The sequence below is a fragment of the Providencia sp. PROV076 genome, assembly GCF_028483405.1.
GTDB classification, from domain to species: domain Bacteria; phylum Pseudomonadota; class Gammaproteobacteria; order Enterobacterales; family Enterobacteriaceae; genus Providencia; species Providencia huaxiensis.
Genome location: NZ_JAMPRR010000039.1, coordinates 1 through 19,385, shown reverse-complemented (window position 1 = coordinate 19,385; position 19,385 = coordinate 1). Strand labels below are relative to the sequence as shown.

The 19,385-nt window shown below is 41.7% G+C and carries 16 protein-coding genes and 1 CRISPR repeat array; of the genes, 2 read left to right on the top strand and 14 right to left on the bottom strand.

Annotation, left to right across the window (positions count from 1 at the left end; translation table 11 throughout):
- Positions 1 to 27 precede the first annotated feature (27 nt).
- A complete protein-coding gene (gene cas3f, locus PSF67_RS20265; RefSeq protein WP_272677543.1) occupies positions 28 to 3,483 on the bottom strand; it encodes a type I-F CRISPR-associated helicase Cas3f in 3,456 nt (1,151 codons plus the stop codon).
- Positions 3,480 to 4,454 (bottom strand): type I-F CRISPR-associated endonuclease Cas1f, encoded by a 975-nt coding sequence (gene cas1f, locus PSF67_RS20260; protein WP_272677542.1) that lies wholly within the window; start codon positions 4,452 to 4,454, stop codon positions 3,480 to 3,482. The genes cas3f and cas1f overlap by 4 nt, the downstream gene beginning before the upstream one ends.
- A 460-nt stretch (positions 4,455 to 4,914) precedes the next feature.
- Here cas1f and PSF67_RS20255 point away from each other — a divergent pair, with 460 nt between their 5' ends.
- The gene (locus PSF67_RS20255; RefSeq protein ID WP_272677541.1) at positions 4,915 to 5,997 is read left to right on the top strand and encodes a glycosyltransferase family 9 protein; all 1,083 of its coding nucleotides are present in this window, start codon (positions 4,915 to 4,917) and stop codon (positions 5,995 to 5,997) included.
- A 220-nt stretch (positions 5,998 to 6,217) separates the two neighbouring features.
- Here PSF67_RS20255 and PSF67_RS20250 read toward each other — a convergent pair whose 3' ends face one another.
- From PSF67_RS20250 to flgB, 12 genes are all read right to left on the bottom strand, one after another.
- A complete protein-coding gene (locus PSF67_RS20250) occupies positions 6,218 to 6,961 on the bottom strand; it encodes a glycosyltransferase family 25 protein (protein ID WP_102139605.1) in 744 nt (247 codons plus the stop codon).
- Between the two features lie 594 nt (positions 6,962 to 7,555).
- A CRISPR array of direct repeats spans positions 7,556 to 7,882; the repeat unit is 28 nt; unit sequence TTTCTAAGCTGCCTGTGTGGCAGTGAAC.
- Between the two features lie 279 nt (positions 7,883 to 8,161).
- On the bottom strand, positions 8,162 to 9,097 hold the full coding sequence (flgL, locus tag PSF67_RS20245) for a flagellar hook-associated protein FlgL (RefSeq protein ID WP_102139603.1): 936 nt from the start codon (positions 9,095 to 9,097) through the stop codon (positions 8,162 to 8,164).
- A 28-nt stretch (positions 9,098 to 9,125) separates the two neighbouring features.
- Entirely contained in the window at positions 9,126 to 10,769 is a 1,644-nt protein-coding gene (flgK, locus tag PSF67_RS20240) for a flagellar hook-associated protein FlgK (protein WP_272677540.1), read from the bottom strand.
- A 141-nt stretch (positions 10,770 to 10,910) separates the two neighbouring features.
- On the bottom strand, positions 10,911 to 11,891 hold the full coding sequence (gene flgJ / locus PSF67_RS20235) for a flagellar assembly peptidoglycan hydrolase FlgJ (RefSeq protein ID WP_272677539.1): 981 nt from the start codon (positions 11,889 to 11,891) through the stop codon (positions 10,911 to 10,913).
- On the bottom strand, positions 11,891 to 12,994 hold the full coding sequence (locus tag PSF67_RS20230; RefSeq protein ID WP_102139600.1) for a flagellar basal body P-ring protein FlgI: 1,104 nt from the start codon (positions 12,992 to 12,994) through the stop codon (positions 11,891 to 11,893). Before PSF67_RS20230 ends, flgJ begins: the two co-directional genes overlap by 1 nt.
- A 35-nt stretch (positions 12,995 to 13,029) precedes the next feature.
- Complete coding sequence (locus PSF67_RS20225; protein ID WP_375373117.1) at positions 13,030 to 13,812, bottom strand: flagellar basal body L-ring protein FlgH; 783 nt, start codon at positions 13,810 to 13,812, stop codon at positions 13,030 to 13,032.
- A 69-nt stretch (positions 13,813 to 13,881) separates the two neighbouring features.
- Positions 13,882 to 14,664, bottom strand: coding sequence for a flagellar basal-body rod protein FlgG (flgG, locus tag PSF67_RS20220; protein ID WP_166266893.1), 783 nt, complete (start codon positions 14,662 to 14,664; stop codon positions 13,882 to 13,884).
- Positions 14,665 to 14,682: 18 nt separating this feature from the next.
- Positions 14,683 to 15,438 (bottom strand): flagellar basal body rod protein FlgF, encoded by a 756-nt coding sequence (locus tag PSF67_RS20215; protein ID WP_166266891.1) that lies wholly within the window; start codon positions 15,436 to 15,438, stop codon positions 14,683 to 14,685.
- 15 nt (positions 15,439 to 15,453) lie between these two features.
- The gene (gene flgE, locus PSF67_RS20210) at positions 15,454 to 16,674 is read right to left on the bottom strand and encodes a flagellar hook protein FlgE (protein ID WP_094961173.1); all 1,221 of its coding nucleotides are present in this window, start codon (positions 16,672 to 16,674) and stop codon (positions 15,454 to 15,456) included.
- A gap of 27 nt (positions 16,675 to 16,701) precedes the next feature.
- Positions 16,702 to 17,559 (bottom strand): flagellar hook assembly protein FlgD, encoded by an 858-nt coding sequence (locus tag PSF67_RS20205; RefSeq protein WP_102139596.1) that lies wholly within the window; start codon positions 17,557 to 17,559, stop codon positions 16,702 to 16,704.
- A 12-nt stretch (positions 17,560 to 17,571) separates the two neighbouring features.
- Positions 17,572 to 17,976 carry a flagellar basal body rod protein FlgC gene (flgC, locus tag PSF67_RS20200; RefSeq protein ID WP_004909868.1) on the bottom strand — a complete coding sequence of 135 codons (405 nt, stop codon included), beginning with the start codon at positions 17,974 to 17,976 and terminating at the stop codon, positions 17,572 to 17,574.
- Positions 17,977 to 17,981: 5 nt separating this feature from the next.
- Positions 17,982 to 18,395, bottom strand: coding sequence for a flagellar basal body rod protein FlgB (gene flgB, locus PSF67_RS20195; RefSeq protein ID WP_004255669.1), 414 nt, complete (start codon positions 18,393 to 18,395; stop codon positions 17,982 to 17,984).
- 238 nt (positions 18,396 to 18,633) lie between these two features.
- Here flgB and flgA point away from each other — a divergent pair, with 238 nt between their 5' ends.
- Positions 18,634 to 19,272: a flagellar basal body P-ring formation chaperone FlgA gene (flgA, locus tag PSF67_RS20190; protein ID WP_181490167.1), complete on the top strand. Its 639-nt coding sequence runs from the start codon at positions 18,634 to 18,636 to the stop codon at positions 19,270 to 19,272.
- The last annotated feature ends 113 nt before the right edge of the window (positions 19,273 to 19,385 follow it).

Here is a 19,385-nt window from a genome sequence, read left to right as displayed (position 1 = left end):
AGTAAATGGTCCTTGTGACTGAATTTTTTACTCGGAAACATTAAGTGTGCTGAGTCCCATTTGGTCGTTATAATAAAAATGAACTCCACTTTTTTCGCGTGGTGAGAAACTGATTTCGCCATAACGTCGAGAAAGTTGTTCCGCTGACTGGTATTCATTTTCACGACTTTCTAAGGATTGCTGATAATCACGTACTAGCCATAATCTCTGTTTTAGTGACTCGGCCAGTGGCTGAAAACCTATCCCATATTTACCATCAACTTTTACCCAACCACTGTCTTTATCATATTCACAAAAATACGGGTTATTTTTTGCCGATAAAATCAACGATAAACACATTGTTGGTTCACTTTTTCTAAATGAAAAAAACTGCTGAGAAAGAGCTGTTAGCCCCCAAACCCCACAGGTATATCCCCAAAGCGTGTTAGGTGTATTTAACGGAGTTTCTATTGATTGAGAAAGCAGGCGTGAATGCGTTGTTGTTTTGGGTTTAAGATCGGTAATATCGCCCATCAATCGCTCGATTGATGCATGCTCTAAACAAGCCAAACTGTTTTTTTGCTGGCTTTTCCAATTCGGGATTTGTTGAATTCTAGGGATCGCATCGACAGAATTTTGCAATTGCGGCTCATCCACCAGCTCACACAGGTCATGGGTGGATAGCCGTAGGTTTAGATTGCCATTTTCATAGCCCGGTTTATAAAAAACATCTTGCGGTTTTTCTTCAATAAAGCCTTTCCAGTTATATTGCAACAAGGCAATATTGGGACTGCTAATTTCCCCCTCTCGGTGCCGACGCACTCGCCCAGCCATTTGGATAATAGTGCGATAAGAAGATGGTTCAATTACAGCCCAATCAAAGTCGTGGTCGCGGCCGACTTCCTCAACAGGCGTTGCTACTAAAATAAAAATAAGCTGTTTCGCGTTACCTTGCTGATGAACATGGTCGATATGTTGACGAATGACGGGGTTTTGGAAAGCCTCCGGGGGCTCCCCTATTTTTTCTTTGCGCTTCAATACCGCATCAAGGTGTTTTTCTTGTTCATGACGTAGCAGCAGCACTTGCTGACTATGGTAAGCCATCGTGCGAATTTCTACTCCTTCCGGCCATTCGCTCGCTAATAAATAATGGGTTAATGCAACGCAAACGGGGATATTGGCAACACGTACAACACCAAAGGAGACTTGCAGTTGGGTTTGCTTTTCAGTGCAGAAATGCATTTGGTGCAGGCCTAAGATCCCCTGCTGAATATGAGAAAAATATTGCGTTTGTCGATCAGGGCCTTGTTCTTTTTGCATCGGCACAATAAACGCTTTGCGACGCGCTGCCTGTGATTGCAGCACTTTAATGCGTTTTTCAATAAAAGTATGGTGGTATTGACGGTAATGATTAAGAGTAATGTCATCATCTACAGCCGTGATGGTTGCAATTTGGCATGAACGCAAACATTTATCTTTCTTCCCGTCATATTGCCCCTCATCCACCCATACGCACCCCACTTGCAGTGATTTTTGTTGGCTAAGTGCATGTATTCGCCAACCTAATTGGTAAGCCTTAAAATAGAAAAGTGCTAATGTTGGGGGAATAGTAGCAGATGAAATCATCACCTTACGGCCCAAGGCCCCAGCTAGATAGACTAAACGCCCAATCGCTTTCGAGTCATCCCCCGTAAAATCATCAATCTCATCAATCACTAAGTCAGATGACATTAACCGCAGGTAAGGGAGGATATAACGCCCACCTCGCGTGGTTTCTGTGGCACCCATTATATGGTCTATGGTGCAGGCTAAGATCGGCGCGTACAGCAACGCTCTGTCTTTTGACCTTGTTAATACCGTAGAGAGCTCTTCTTCCGGTAAACTGCCTTGCCAGTTTAGTTCTAACCTTTCATCATCAAAAAGGCTTTCTTGGGACTCAGAGCCTGACTCCACTGACAGAGGCTGTTCTTCAATGTTATTTTGTTGTTTTTGATGGAGTTCTAATACCGCTTTTGAACCAATCAGCACAGCAAGGTTATCATCTTCGACGCCTAATCGGTCTCGATATTCATCCCCTGTTTGTAAGGTCAGTGTTCGCAGCCCTAACGCTAAAATAAACCGCAAACTTTGTTTATCTTCCGCTAGCGCCTGCATAATTTTGGCATTAGCGATTGTCTTACCACAGCCGGTACTCGCCATATTAACAATAAAATACCCTTGCGTTTTATCTTGTTGTTCTTCTCGATATTGATTAATGGCGTTAACTGCATCTTCCTGCCAGCTAAATTTCCCTGTGGCATGTTTATTGTGTTTAAGTTCGTTGATGTCACTTGCGACAGGCGGCTCAGTTGCGAAGAATGGTAAGTATTCCGTGACGTTAGCCGCAATATTAGCCACATTCACTAAGTGTTCATCGAGCCGTTGCTTATATTCAGTGTGCCCATGCAAACGTTGGGTATTGGCATATAATGGAATATCTGACTGCCATGTCGGGTCAGCCTCTTTTGATGAATAATTATGATCCCCTAACATCAAACATAAGCGCGCCTGTTCCGCAACCAACCGCCAGCAGCCATTCTCTAACGCTTCGTTTAACAGAGGAAGTTGATGCTTAAGGTGTTCTGCCGCCTGACTGAGTGCTTGTTGCCATACTTTTGACTCGCTCAATAAGCCATATGGGAATTCAAAACATTGATGAATACGCTGTGAATATTCAGCCTCATCATAATAATTTTGATAACCCCAATGTTTATCCAACGTTTCTAATAGTTTTGCTAGCGAGTCACTGCTTTTATCTGCATAGGATAAGCGTTCTTTATCATTCCCTAAGAATGGTAATCTATGATGAGAAACAATCAACCACACCAATAACGAGGCCGCATCAGGTAATTGGCTGAGTGGTGTTTCACAATGATTATTTTCCTTTACCCACGTTTGTAATTGCAGCTCATGCCATGAGGAGTTAACTAGTGCATCAAGCCAGCTTTCGTCTTGTTGCGGATCACCTTGGCTTTTTACCAATGCACTGAATAATAATGAAGAAACCCATTCATGACGTAGCGGATCCCCTTTAAAATGGTTTTTACTGTGCGGGTTTAATTTGTCTTGAAATAACTGAGAGGCTTTTCCCCAGTCATGAAGCAAGGCAGCTAAACGCGTTAATGCATTGATTAACGACAGATATTTCCAATTATTTTCACGTTCACTAGCCAATAAGGATTTTTCTGTTCGATTAACCGGAACATACCCCTGCGAGTTAAATTTATTTTTGTTGCCAACCACCCAAAGTAACTGGCTGCGCGAACGAGAACGTATCCAATGGCAGCTTACCGCCGTATTACGGCTGGCACTACGACGCAACAATTTTTGAACCATTTGCAAACCCTCTTGTGTGATCAAGGTTTGCCATGTGTTATCACCAATTCGGTTAGCAAATGCATCTAACACTCGCCGAGTTCGTTTTAATGCATGCTTTTCACATTGAGAAACAAAGGTAACCATCATAGGGACGTCACCTGTTGTGGATTTTTTGTTGCTAGTAAAGCCAGTGACTTGACGGTATCGAACATAAAATCAAGGGATTGATGGTCAACAAAGGATTGCAAAACTTGCTGGCGAAACTCTTGCTCACTCGCCCCTTCTTTACCGCAAATAAATGCCCACGGCAAAACAATGGCATCTTTAATTAAATCAGCAATATCAAAGACTAAAGCCCCACGACGAGTTTTACCGTGCATTACCGCAAAGCCATGAGGAATACCTAATACCCAAAGGCAACTCGCCGCTAGCCCATAAGCTAGATAATTACCATGATTTAAAAAGTCATTGGCTTTGTCGGTGGCTTGGTGCTGACGCGAAAAATTCTTTTGCCTTGTATTATTCGCTGCGTACTTATATAAGGTTTTAGTCAGTTGGGCTTCGGTGAGTAATAATTCTTGTGTATCTTGGGCTGCGTCAGTGCGTTGGTGAAAGGTGTTTAATGCGGATTGGATAGTGCTGTCGTTATAGGTAAAACCTTCATTTTGTAGCTCACGTGAGCTTTGCCATACTTGTTGTAAGTACTTGATGCGTGACCGCTGTAATATCTTAGCCACCGCTAAACGTTTTTCATCATCAAACCAAAAGGATAGCCAGCCTTGTAGATATTCCGTTGGCCGATACTCCCCTTGTGGCGTTAGCCATTCAACTTCGGTGGACATATACAGTGGCGTTCCCCCACCACCACAGAAGCCAACGAGTACCCCTGCTTGGGATAGCATTCGCATCGCCGCCTGAGTGACGGAGGTTCCTGTTCCCAGTAATAAAACTGTAGTATTCGCAATCGGGATATTGAAATAGAGGTTTTCGTTTTTGGCTTCGGTAAAATAGAGCACTCGGCCGTCTTTTTGCATCACTCGGCAATGTTCCAAGTAATACATATTGGCACGTTTTGAATGCAAAATAGTTTTTAAGTCACTCGGCGAGAAATCATCCATAAACGCTAAATTTCGTCCTTAAATAATAAGATTTTTGAATCAATTAATCCTATTAGAATAAGCTTTAACTTACGAAACAAGTCTTAACCCATGACTAAAGTCCAATTTGCGAAGAGTTTCACAAAATGGTGAGTAAAAAATACCTCTTTGATAACTTTTTTATGCGGTTTATGGCAGTGACCTCGACAACTACACACATCTATTCAGGGAAGACAGAAAATTCAGGCTCAAGGGCGGCTTTCGCTGTAACCAACGCTTATATCATATTGATGCTGTGGTATAGGGTTAGTCAATGTCGAGTAAGAATAATTGATATATATTTTGATGCTGATGTACTACGACAGTAAGGGAATGTGGTCTTAAATCATTTATCAGTAATATTTAAGTTGAATAACTTACAATCATAATTATTATAATAGCTATGCTCTTACTTATAAAATTTAAGTGTGAAAATTAGAAGATGAATATATTAAGAAAGATAAATAGATATAGAAATGAAAAAACAAAAAAAATCAAGTTTAAATTGAACCTATGGTTTATGAAGCTTTTTTATAAAAAACAAAACATTGATATAAATGATTGCAATAACGTATGCATTTTCATGCACGCAAAGGCTATAGGAGATGCTATTATTACATCAGGTCTAATTGAAAAAATTAGGTCTAGTGGTAAAAAAGTATACGTTATTGCTCCAGAAGGATTAAGTTTTTTATTTTCTGATATTATCGGGAATGATGGTTTTTATTCTTTTGATAAAAAGAAAATACCTGAACTAGTGAGTGAATTAAAAAAAGTTAATATTGATCTAGTTATTGATATTTTTGATTTTGACCATTCTATACGCCATAGGTTAAAAACCTTATTTCTATTAAACCCTGCAAAATCAATTGGTTTCGATCAGCCTAAAGCAAGTATATACGATATAAATCTACACAGTGACGGTGGGTCTCATTTGACTGACCGAATGAGAAAGGTTCTAGACTATTTAAAGCTAGATACTAAAAATTATCAATACAAATTATCTTTTGATAGTGTCAAATTTTCGTCTGCTCATGACTATGCTAATTCAATAAAAGAAAATAAAAAACTAATCATACTTAATCCTTATGCATCACAAAGTGAACGTTCTTTTTCAATGCAACAAATAAATGAAATAATCGAGTATCTAAACTCTCTAAACGATTATAAAACAGTTGTTTTTAATTTAGGTCATAATATTAACTGTGAATCATTAGAAAATGTGGTGTTAAATCCATATAGTGATGCAGGAAACTCTTTCGCACTAGTTGAAAATGCTGATGTGGTTGTTTCTGTAGATACCGCGATTGTTCACTTAGCAAGTGCTTTTAATATAAAACAATATTGTGTCTATAATAATAAACGTAATGTTTTAAATCAGAATTGTAATATTATTTTTGGTGCTAATAGCCCGAATGCAATTCAACTAACAACTAGTGATAATCTTGGTCTTGCGATAGGTGATCCTATGAGTAAATTTGATGTTAATCGCTTAATTAATGCTATGCGTAAAGATTTAAATTAATACTGCTAATTAACCCCATAAAATAGAGCCGTTGTAACAATCGGCTTATTATCATATCAAGTTTTTTTACTGACACAAGATCATTACCCCCCATTTTTCTTAATGTTCTCCAAGTCTTACGTACATGTACTCTGCAATATCAAGAAATAAGTAGACCCGTTCTACATCCCTATCAGTATTCTAACTTGTGCGTTTTTATGTTTATAGGCCCCGTCCAGTGTTATTTTTTACAATATTCAATTTTTAGAAGTACTTTCTTTAAAAATAGATCTTTCAATCTATAATATTGATAATTTCTTATTTTTTTCCGAAGTCGACTTCTGTATTTTTCTCTCGATTCTATTAATGGTAGGCGCTCTTGCTCAATTAAAGAAATACTTTTAGTTTCATCATCATAAGGTATGACAGACGGTATAAAACAATATATATTAGCACAGTTGAAATATCTAAAATACCACCACATATCAGCTTCGTACTTAATTGGGGTTTGGAATGATATGAGTCTTTTGGCTGCTTTTTTGTTGATAATGTATGCATGAGAGCGAATAGCTTGATAAACTTTGAAAATATTGTTATCTAGTTTTTGATTTTTTATGTAGCTATCAACGCATGATAATAAATAAATGTTTGGCTTAGTTAATTTATCTATTTTTTTTATTTTAGATACTACATATTCGATGTTATGAGGTAGTGTGGCATCATCTTCTAGTACTAATGCCTGCTCAATGTTTTCATCTGCCATTTTTTTATAAATTGACAAATGGCTTAAAACACATCCAATTTCACCTTTTGAAAGCATACAATTTGGATAGTCATAAGTAATCTCTTTAAGCTCAGTGTCTGATAGATCTTTCCCGTTTATCGCATTGATAAATTCATATTTCAATTTAGTTTTATCGAGCTGAATTTGTATTTTCATTCGACGTTCAGAACTTTCTTTCAGATTGATAATAAAAACAATCATTTGTATACCTACATATGTGAGGTTTAAACTGCTATACTTAATTAATTATAGCCTAGAAAATATGGTGCTTACACGCTAATGGCTATGACTAAATCGATACTGGCTACGACTTTCAAGTTGCATGCCTAACTCTTTCACTTTTCTATCAGTACTTAAAAAATCATAGGCTACTACTTAACCATTGTGAAACATTAGGGAATTCATACTATCAAATAGTAAAGTCATCTAACAGCAAAAAGCTACCGTTATGGTGGCTTATCATCTATTTCAAAATACATATTGATGTTCAAGTGAAATTAGATATCTAGTTTAGCTTTGTTACAAAAAGAAAACCCTAAGGAAAATTTAAAAGCGAAGTGCCCCCCAATAGTTGGACAACCAATTACTACCGCGCTTTTTATGCCAAAATACAGTCAATACAATGAACAATACCAATAGAATTTTTTAAATCTGAGACTCGAGCAGCATTATGGACTACAACGCAAAAGCTGATTCAAATCTGTTTGGGGGGTATAAAAAATCAAATAAGATATCAGCCAAAATTAACCTTCATTAATTTTGAGTTCGCTTCTAGAGATGGTATCTACATCTGACTTTCTAAGCTGCCTGTATGGCAGTGAACGGTAAGACTGAAAGAATTACTTGATAAATGGTTTTCTAAGCTGCCTGTGTGGCAGTGAACGACTAACTTGGTTTACCAGACCTTGTTAGTTTTTTCTAAGCTGCCTGTGTGGCAGTGAACCCGAAAATGTCTTTTTTCATGCGAATTTGGCTTTCTAAGCTGCCTGTGTGGCAGTGAACTTTTGTGGCGCTGTATTGACCAATTAACGCGGTTTCTAAGCTGCCTGTGTGGCAGTGAACGAGGTCGCCAAACCAAGCGAGGCCATTACATCTTTCTAAGCTGCCTGTGTGGCAGTGAACTATAACTTTTGTAGATTAAAACAAATAAAAACAACGTGCTAACTTTAAAAAATGAAAAATAGCTTTATTTTCAGTACTGGTTGTAACTTATTGTTTAGTGAATGAATTTTTAAAGAGCAAAAATCAAAGGTCAAATTAGGGTAAAACAAACGCAAATTTATGCAATATGAAAAACACAAATAGTGAACTCAAACTTTGAAGTAGTGACTAAAAAAACCAAACAAAAAAACCGCGCTTGGATCACTCCAAAGCGCGGTGAGTAAAAATAATATTAAATAATTAACGGCTACCGAAAAGTGACATGCTATTTAAGTCTTTAAAAATACTTTGTGAAGCTTCAAACATCGCTTTTTCTTTATAATAATCTGTGGTGGTGCCAGTCCAGTTAGTTTCTAACAACTCACTTTTACGGGCTGCGTTTTGAATTGAGCGCGTGTCAGCTAAAAAATTCAATTTATCAATTTCTTGTAATTGTAAACCTTGCTTAGCTTCAATATTGGAAATTTGATCTAATGCAGATTTAATGGCACGGTTCGCTTCACCTAACTCAGATTGCGCTTGGTCTAAATCTGCTTGAGGTGCGCCTTGCAGTGGTTTTTTCAGTGACTCAATACCCGTATTTAGCGCTTTGAAAATATTGACAACCCCGTTACTGTCCGTATCAAACACTTGCGCGCCAGTGAAATAAGTCGTCATCTCACGGTCACTCGCCACATTCTGCATAATCGCTTTGTCGCCACCGTGATACAACACATCACCGTTAGCATCAATTTCAAATGGTGGTTTATCTGATTTAAAACCCGCGAAAATATATCGGCCATTGCCATCAGTCGAATTGCCCAACGCCACTAACTGCTCTTTCAGACCCGTGAGTTGCTCTGCCAAGGTATTACGGTCTTTATCGCTTAAACTACCTTGGTTTGATGCCTGAATAATTGTGGTATCGATTTGTGTCGTCACATCTGTCATCTGAGTCAAAATGCTCATCTGCAACGTCATTCCTGTTTTAGCAAATCCACGACTGGCAACATACTGTTGATTACGGTTTTCTGACTGGTTAATCCGCACCGCTTGCGAAGACGCTTGCGGGTCATCAGAAGGCTTGCTTACACGTTTACCAGACGCTAATTGGCTTCCTGCATCCATCCAACGCGCTTGAGCGCTGTTCATGTCCTGCAAGCGTTGGTGATAAATCATATTAGTACTTAAACGCATCGCTAAATCCTTATTCTATCGCTAATATTTAGAATGCACGCATCAATGCGTTAAATAAATCATCCACTGTTTTTAGCACTTGCGCATTGGCATTGAAAAACTGTTGGATTTTCTGCATCTGAATACTTTCTTCATTCATATTCACGCCAGAGATAGCTTGCTCTTGTTCATAGAAGCTTTCTGTCATTTTGTTCTGTGTTTCAGAATCAATTTGCGCTTGCTTGGTTTTGCTGCCCACATCATTAACTAACGTTGCATAGAAATCAGAAAACGTGGAGCTACCATCAATGAGTTTTTCGTCTTGCAGTTTAACCAGTTGTTTAATGTTTTCATTATCACCTGGGCCGCTGTCTTTACTTCCAGCAGCTGCGAAATCAGATGCATTGCTTACCAAGACCTGCATACCGTTGATCACACCACTCACTGGCTTCACCAGAAATGAGTCGCCTTTTGACATACCCGTGCTATTGCTGATTTTGATTTCTAAACCATCAAATTTCAGTGTACCCGCAGTATTGGAATCTACAGGAACGTTAATGCCTTCGGGTAAACGTGTGACATTCCATTCATTGCCGTCAAAACGCATTTCGTAGTTATTGCCTGTAACTTTAGAGACATCGCTATAACTGAGATCAAAATCTGCTTTGCCACTATTATGGGTGTTACTAACAACGCTGCCTTTACCCATTTCAAAGAAGTCTTTACCAGTGTTACCGTTGGCATCATAACCTTTGCTATGAACTTCATTGAATTTAGTCGCGAAAACCAATGCTAACTTATTGAGTTTTTGATAAGCCGGGTCCATGACTTCTTGACGAGAACGCAGGATACCACTGAGCTCCCCACCACGGAATGATTCATCAGGGATTTCACGCGCTTGGCCATTCGCCCCCACAAAACCTATACTAAAACGGCTATCATCTTTAGAAGACGGAACCGCTTCCAGGCGATTCGCTTTTTCACCAGTGACTAACGGCAAGCCATTGGCAAACGTCACGTTATAGTTTCCGTTTTGCTCAATAACTTTCACACCAACCAATGAGTTAACTTCATTGACTAAACGGTCACGCACATCTAATAAATCGTTTGGCTCTGAGCCACTTACTGAACGGATCCGCGAAATTTGCTGGTTTAAACCGGCAATTTTTTCAGCGTAGATATTAATATCTTTGACTTTATTTTCTATCTGATGATTCGTATCGCGTTCCATTTCCTGCAGACGACGATCTGCTTCTTTAAACTGGCTCAATAATGCATTTGAGTTGCCTAAAAAAACGTCAATTAACGTCTTGTCACTGGCATCACTGCTGGCCGCGTCTAACGCAGTAAAAAAGCTGCCAATATTACTCGAGATATCTTCGATATCATTAGTAAGCAAATCATCAACTTTATTACAGTTCTTAACGTACGCCTCATAGTCGCCGCTACGCGCGCGAGATTGGCTGTACTGCGCATTGACAAATTCATCAAACTCACGGCGAACATGGCTGAAATAAGTGCCGTTACCAAAATAGCCATTAGGTGTCATCGTACCGGGATTCTCCCCGAAAACAGCACTTTGGCGATGATAGTAACCCACACCTGCGTTGGCTAAGTTGTTGGAAATCACACTTAACCCGCCTTGTGCAGCGTTCACACCACTGAGCGCATTATTCATTACATTGTTCAGCATAAGCTTTTCCTGTTCTGGATGCTTATCGCCGCCATTGGCTGACACAATAAAAGCGATAGCAACACAAAGTATTTAGAGCATATTTGGTTATCGGAAATTCAGCGTAATTATTTAGTCCAAACTCGCAATAATTCCGTATTTTTAGAAAATATCGTTTAAGTCTATGGTATATGCCTGAACCGCCCTTGAAGTCGAGAGGCTACTTGTCGGTTGATGGCCGCGTATTTGATTAATCAAAGTGATAAGCTTGTCCGAGTAACCGGGGTCTGTGGCATATCCAGCTTGATGTAAACGGCGTGCGGCAATCTCTGGTGTCGGTGCTTTTTTGACATCTTTATAACGCGGGTTTTCGGTCAATAGATTGATATAATCGGCAATCGCCTCTTCATAAGAGCCATAAACACGGAAATCATCACGCATTTTGATGGTTTTGCCGTTAATCACTTCTGTTGTCATAATATTCGTGACAGGCCCTTGCCAGTTTTTTCCCGCTTTTATCCCAAATAGGTTATGGCTGGTTTTTCCATCTGATTTCAGAATTTCGCGCTGCCCCCATCCACTTTCTAATGCCGCTTGTGCCAATACCAGAAAATGTGAAATACCACTGTTTTGGCTTGCCGCTTTTGCGGGTTCAATTAAGCGGCTAATAAAATTACTGCTATTAAGTGATAAGGCTTTGATTTTTTGGAATGGCGCCGATAGAGCATCGCCCATTGGTGCAAAGTGGCGCATCATTTGTTCCATATTAAATGGTGGTAATGATTGTGCTGTTTTTTCATCTAACGCTAGTAAGCTGTTGGATGTTGGCTCGCTTGAAGTATGTTGGTCTCGAGTGAGCTGTTGGTACATCATTTCCCCGAAACCTAAACCTTTTTGCGAAAGATCTTGGGCGATTTGCTGGTCATACATACTGGTAAGCATGCGCGTTTGGTCGCTGGAAAATAAACCATCTTGCGGAAGTGCGTCACGCATACTTTTTAGCATCAATTGAACGAATGTTGCCTCAAGTTGCTGCGTGACGTGGCGCAGCCCTTGCTCCGAATTTTTATTCAGTTCACCTTTTAACTGCCCCAGTGACTGTAAATCAAATGCGGCACCTTGCAATAGCTGCATGTCACTCATTAGATGATCTCCAGTTTCGCACGTAAACAGCCTGCACTTTCCATCGCTTGCAGTATCGACATCAAGTCGTTTGGCGTTGCACCGAGTGTATTCAGCGCTTGAATGACTTGGTTTAATTGCACACTGGCGTTGACTTTTTGCAATGCTCCGCCCCTATCTTGTACTCCGACACTGGTGTTTCGTGTCACCACGGTTTGCCCACCCGCAAATGGGGTGTCCGGCTGGCTCACTTGAGTTTGCCTTTCTACCGTGACCGCTAAACTACCGTGTGCAACAGCACAGCTATCTAGTGTGACACTGCGGTTAATCACCACAGAGCCGGTGCGTGAATTGAGGATCACTTTCGCTTCAGCCACTGGCGCACGCACATTCAGTTCTTGCACTCGTGCTAAAAAGCGCACTTGGTCGCGATTATTGGCAGGAACCAGTAATTGCACTGTCCGAGAATCTAACGCAGACGCGGTTCCCATACCGCCCATTCGGTTAATTGCATCCGCAATATCTTGTGCCAATGTGAAGCTATCTTCGTTTAATTGCAGGTTAATCGCACCACTTTGCCCGAAACTGCTCGGCAACTCACGTTCGATAGTTGCTCCACCGGTAATACGACCGCCATTGAGTTGATTGACCTTAATACTACTGCCGCCGCCACTGGCACCCGCACCACCCACTAAGATGTTACCCTGAGCCATTGCATAAATTTGCCCATCAACCCCTTTTAAGGGAGTCATCAACAACGTACCGCCACGTAAGCTTTTCGCGTTACCCATTGAGGAAACGACAATATCCACGGATTGCCCTGTACGTGCAAAAGGAGGCAATTTGGCGGTGACCATGACCGCAGCTACATTTTTCAATTGCATATTGGTACCCGGTGGCACCGTGATGCCCATTTGCGACAGCATGTTATTCAAGCTTTGGGTCGTAAACGGCGTTTGCATGGTTTGGTCACCTGTCCCATCAAGACCCACAACTAAACCATAGCCAATCAACGCGTTATCTCGCACGCCTTGAACGGTAGTTAAATCTTTAATACGCTCACTGTGTGCTGAAAAAGCGAAGCAAAAAAATAGTGATAGCAAAATTAATACGTTGTTTTTCATTAAATTATCTCGGCTGTTTTCTCGCTAATGTTTAATTAATAAGGCGAAACATTTAAGAAAAAGCGTTGTAGCCATCCCATGTTTTGCGATTCGTTAATATAGCCGTCACCCACATATTCAATGCGTGCATCAGCGACTTGTGTCGAGCTCACATGATTGTCTGAGCCGATAGTGCGCGGGTTAACCACTCCTGAGAAACGAATCGACTCCGTTCCCTGGTTTATCGCAATACGTTTCTCACCAACCACATGTAAGTTACCGTTCGCCAATAATTGGTCTACAGTGACAGTGATGGTGCCTTTAAAGGTGTTGTTGGCATTGGCACCGCCTTTGCCGCTAAAGTCACTGTTACCTTTAATATCTAATTCTGTGTTTTTACCGCCAATCCACCCTTGCATGAAACCCGGTAAGATCGCAGCTAAGAAACCTGTTTTCCCACTACGATTGGCATTCGCTGAGGAGTTTTTGCTCGCACTCACGTTTTCTTGCAAGTTAATGGTCAAAATATCGCCAACATTACGAGGACGCCTGTCTTCAAACAATGGTTGATAACCATAGTAAGCGGGTTGAGCGCTTTGAAATATCGAGCCATTCGGTGCGGGTGCTGTCGGTGCTGTTGGGATTGCCGTGGTTTGGGTGTCCACTAATGGACGCGATTTGATTTGTGCACAACCGCTGGTAACTAAGACCAAAATGGCAAGTAACCCTGCCTGTTTAGGTGTTATGAAACGTGTTAGCAACGCTGCTTTTTGCTGTTGAGAAATCGTGCCGCTTTCAATCATCATGTTACTCTTTTGCTGCTGTGTACGTTTTATCATCACGAAGAGGTCCCTCTCATTAATAACTCATCACTATCGCAATGAGTTATTTCTACGTATTTTTACCCATTACAATTGCGTTAATCGCTGTAACATTTGGTCAGAAGCGGATACCGCCTTACTGTTGATTTCATAAGCACGTTGAGTTTGGATCATGTTGACCAACTCTTCTGCCACATTGACGTTAGAGGTTTCTAACATGTGTTGATAAAGTAAACCTGCGCCATTGGTACCCGGTGCACTTTCATTTGGTGCGCCCGAACTGGCGGTTTCCATATACAGGTTTTCACCCATACTTTCCAAACCAGCATCATTAATGAAGGTGGTTAATGTAATTTGGCCAACTTGCTGCGGTTGAGTATCCCCATACACAGTGACAGATACAGTGCCATCTCGCGCAATCGTCAAACTGTTAGCGTTATCGGGGATCATAATCGCTGGGACAATTTGGTAGCCACTGGATGTCACTAATTGGCCATCTTGATTACGTTGTAATGCCCCATCTCGCGTATAGGCATCTGTACCATCTGGCATTTGCACATGGATAAAACCTTGGCCTTTAATCGCGATATCTGTCGTTGTTCCAGTTTTATTTAATGCACCTTGGGCGTGAATACGCATAGTGGCAACAGGGCGTGACCCCGTTCCCATTTGCAAACCCGATGGTAACGACGTTTGTTCAGAGCTCATAGCACCCGGCTGGCGAATATTTTGGTACATTAAATCTTCAAAAACAGCGCGTTGGCGCTTGAAGCCATTGGTACTAACGTTGGCTAAGTTATTCGAAATAACATCAAGGTTAGTTTGTTGGGCATCAAGCCCTGTTTTAGCAATCCATAATGAGCGGATCATAATAATTCCTTACTGTATTTAGCTAACAGCGAGCAGTTGGTTCGCCCGTTGTGCATTTTCATCAGCACTGCGGACAACTTTCATTTGCATTTCAAAGTGCCTTGCATTAGCAATCATCGAAACCATAGCTTCTGCGGCATTGACATTACTGCCTTCAATCACCCCCGCAGTGACAATTCCGCGTTCACTTTGTGGCAAAACATTGCCATTTGCCGCTTGCCCTTGTGGTGATAAATGAAACAAGCCATCTTCGCCACGGAGCAAGTCTTGAGGCTGTGCTTCAACCACTTTCAAACGCCCAATTTGCCCTAACATCGTTGGTGGGTCAGTGGCTAAAAGCGCGGTAACTGTCCCGTCTGCACCAATGGTTAATTCTGCATTTGGCGGAACGTTAATTGGCCCACCATCACCTTGTAAGCGACGTTCGCCAATGACAAGTTCACCTTCACTAGACACTTGAATATTACCGTTACGGGTATAAGCTTCTGTGCCATCTGCTAACTCAACAGCCAAAAAGTGCTTATCATTCAACGCAACATCAGTTTGTTTACCCGTATAATTGAGCGGCCCTTGGCTCATATCAGCACCGGGAGTAGAAGCCACCACCAGTGTTCTGGTTTGCTCGCTGTCACCATTTATCGGTACGGCACGCATTGCGGACAATTGCGCTTTAAAGCCTGCGGTTGACACATTGGCAATGTTATTTGAAACAATCGCTTGGTTTTCCAGCGCATGACGCGCTCCTCCCATCGCGGTATAAATGACGTGATCCATGGCCACCCTCTTGTTTTATCGTAAGTTAACCAGCGTCTGTAACATCTGATCTTGTGTCTTGATGGTTTGCGCGTTTGATTGGTAATTACGCTGCATCACAATCATGCTAATTAACTCTTGGCTCATATCCACGTTAGAAGACTCCAACGCACCGCTGGTTAATTTACCGAACTGGCCGACACCCGGAACGCCGTCCATCGGGTTACCTGACGCATTAGAAGAGGCCCAAACGTTACCACCTTGGGAGACCAGACCATTTGGGTTTGCGAAAGCGGATAATGCCACTTGACCAACCACACGTTTTTGTTGGTTAGAATAGTTAGCGGTAATCAAACCGTTATCTTCGATTTTAAAGGTGGTGTATTCACCGGCTGGATAACCGTCAACATCAATCGCACTAACGGAAGACTCGCTGACTTTTTGTTGGCGAGTCTTACTTAAATCAACGTTTAATATTCCATTATCAGCGCCATTTAACCCGTTATACGCGAAAGCAAATGTGGCTTTATCTGCGTCTTTTAACTTACCATTACCATCAAACTCTAGTTCACCCAGTTTTTTAGCTTCAGTTTCGTTAGCGTCTTTCGCATAAGCAGTCCATTTGTTATCTGACTCTTTAACAAAGTACACTGAAATTTCATGGGTATTACCCTGACTATCGAAAGCGGTCATTGTGGTGCTAAAGTTATACGTTGCTGAATCATCAGGCTTTGTGATGTCAAATTTCTTATCTTTAACTTTATCTTCAGAATTAAGGTTTATCGTCAGTTTCGCTAACTCAGATTTTTTCGCATCCATCATATCCGTTGGGATATTCAAGCCTTCAGGTACACCACCACTTTGGATGGTAACATTGCCTTTTTCATCAACACTCGCGGGGTAACCTGTGACTACCATCCCTTGGTTATTGACTAAATTACCGCTTTTATCGCGTAAGAATTGACCATCACGGCTGTAGTAAGTATCACCGTTTTGGTCTTGTACGCGGAAAAAACCATTACCTGAGATGGCAACGTCTGTCGCTCTATCCGTGCGCGTGATTGGGCCATCTTTAAAATTTTGGGTCACTGCGGCCACATTGACACCTAAGCCAACACCTGAGCCTGCAAACATATCGGCAAATGAGGTCGTCGCGCCTTTAAAACCATTTGTTGCGGAGTTGGCAATATTATTACCAATTGAATCAAGCCCCGCTGAGGCTGCATTTAAGCCACTGACTGCTTGTGAAAAAGACATATTTTCTCCATGAGTATTGGGGGTAAATTAAGAAGATGGATAAACTTTGAAAATGCTGCTCAGCGGGACACTTTGCCCAATGCCAACATCAAGTAATGGTGCGTCAGAGCCTGGGGTCACACCGTTAACACGGGTATACCCCAGTTTGGTCACTTCGATTTCAGCCCCTGAACTGACGGCTTTCACATCAAAGTAATATTTTCCTGTTGTATCCGTGACCAAGTTGCCGTTGTTATCACGACCATCCCACGCCATATCATAGATATCGGGTTTAACTTCCGTATCATAGGTAATGGTTCGCACAACCATTCGGTTTTTATCGCGAATAGTAATTTCAACGTTGTCCGCCAATTTCGGTAAAAAGAACCCAAACGGCGAGGAAATATATTCAGATTGCGGCTCTTCACCGCCCTCTTCACCTGCAATAGCACCTTTGTTACTAAGCCCAAACATTGAAGGGCTATTTGGGCTGATGCCCTCGTCAGGAAGCGGGTTTGATGGCTTAGTCACATTGCTGTCTTCGCCTGTGTTCTCTTTCTTGAGTGGTGCTAAAATGATTTCATTGCGCGGAATAAGCACACCTTTTCCGACAAGCTGAGTGGCTTGTAATGACTGACCTGAACCAATTTGCTGGGAAATGCCACTCACGCTATCGCTGAGTTTATTCATGCTTTCAAGCGTGGCAATTTGTGCCAATTGACTGGTTAAATCCGTATTTTCCATTGGTTTTGTTGGGTCTTGGTTTTGCATCTGCGTGACAATCATTTTTAAAAAAGTGTCGCGCATATCGTCACTTTGACTTTTCTTTGGCACATTGCTCGCAGCCGGCTCAGGGCCAGCTATCGAATTGTCCAAAGAGTCGTACATTGTGGCTGCAATTCCCATGAAAACGCTCCCTTACTGGCCTATTGTGAGTGTCTTTTGCAGCAAGGTTTTTGCTGTATTCATCACTTCTAAGTTGGCTTGATAGCTACGGGAGGCTGAAATGGTATTGATCATTTCACCAACCATGTCGACATTCGGCATTTGCACATAGCCTTTTTCATTCGCTGACGGGTGACCGGGCTTATATTCCATACGGGGTGGCGTAGGGTCTTCTATCAGCTCACTCACACGCACGCCTCCCACTTCGTGGCGCCCTTGTGGTGCCATTTGAAAAACGACTTGTTTTGCACGATATGGTTGACCATCAGGCCCTGCAATACTTTCTGCGTTTGCCATATTGCTCGCACTGACATTCAAGCGTTGAGATTGCGCGGTCAATGCAGATGCAGAGATATCAAAAATACTCAGTAAAGCCATGAAGATTACCCTTGCTGTAAGACAGCCAGCATACTTTTGACGCGGCTATTGATGAATGTAAGGTCGGCCTGATATTTCAGGGTGTTATCTGCGAATTGGCTGCGTTCAATATCCATATCTACCGTATTACCATCCATTGAGGTTTGGTAAGGAACACGATATTTCAGGTCAATATTTGGCGCTTTGCCCCCTCGCCCTTCGATATGTCCTTTCGACGTAACAGCGAGCGTCACGCCTTTTCCCCCTACCACACCTTTATCCATGGCTTGTTGAAGTTGACGATTAAAGTCAATATCACGTGCTTGGTAGCCGGGGGTGTCGGCATTAGCAATGTTTGAAGCTAATACGGTCTGCCTTGCTTCGCGTATTGACAAAGCCTGTTGCTGGAAAGCAAACGTGGCGTTTAATTTATCAATCATAGTGGGCCTCAATGGAAATAACGCGATCCTTGAATTTGAGCGTTCGTGAGTAAAAATTAAAATTCGACCCGCATATCTTAGCGGCCTACTAAAAAATCTAATGGCGAGATAAAGGCAAAATAATTGACCTATTTGGCTCATTCATTATTACGGAGCTGCGTAAACTGCAATCGTGAAAAAGTTTGTTTGTTGGGGGGAATACAACGGGATGTATTACGCTAAAAAAATGCCATTATATATGGTAATCAGTTTGTTAGGGCTTACTCCAGCGCTTTCTGAAGCGTCGTTACCCCAAGATATCAACCATTATTTTCGCCAAATTCATGGCAAGAAAACGCACATTTCAATAGAAATTAAAACCCCAATTGAGCGTTGGCCAACTTGTGAGCACCCTCAAATCAACCCACCTATTGGTGGACGCAATATGGGTAATGTTTCCCTCCCAGTACAATGTGGCAAGAAAAAACAGTTTATTCAGCTAACGGTGAATGTTACAGGCCAGTATTACGTAGCCACACGTAATATAACCAGAGGGGAATCTATACAGTTTGTTGATATCGGAACTAAAAAGGGCTTATTACATAAGCTACCAGCAGGCGCAAGCACCGATAAAATCGCACTTCGCGGAGCGATCGCCCTGCGCAATATTCCAGCCGGACAAACATTCACAAAATCAATGACAAGACAACCATGGGCAATAAAAGCGGGGCAAACGGTATTTGTGTTCGCCAATGGTGATAATTTTTCAGTGAAATACGAAGGCAGAGCGATTAACAACGCCACTGCCGGCCAAAATACCCGAGTGCGCTTGTTAAATGGGCAAGTTGTGAATGGGGAAGCGCTCGAAAATGGCAGTGTTCAAGTGGCATTAAAATAAAAACAACCCCACTTGTACTCTAAATAATTCGAGCTGCAGCTAGGCGACAAGTGAAGAGAGACCGATGAGCATACACAAGTATGTGATTCGGCTATCTGAGCGCAGTCAACAAC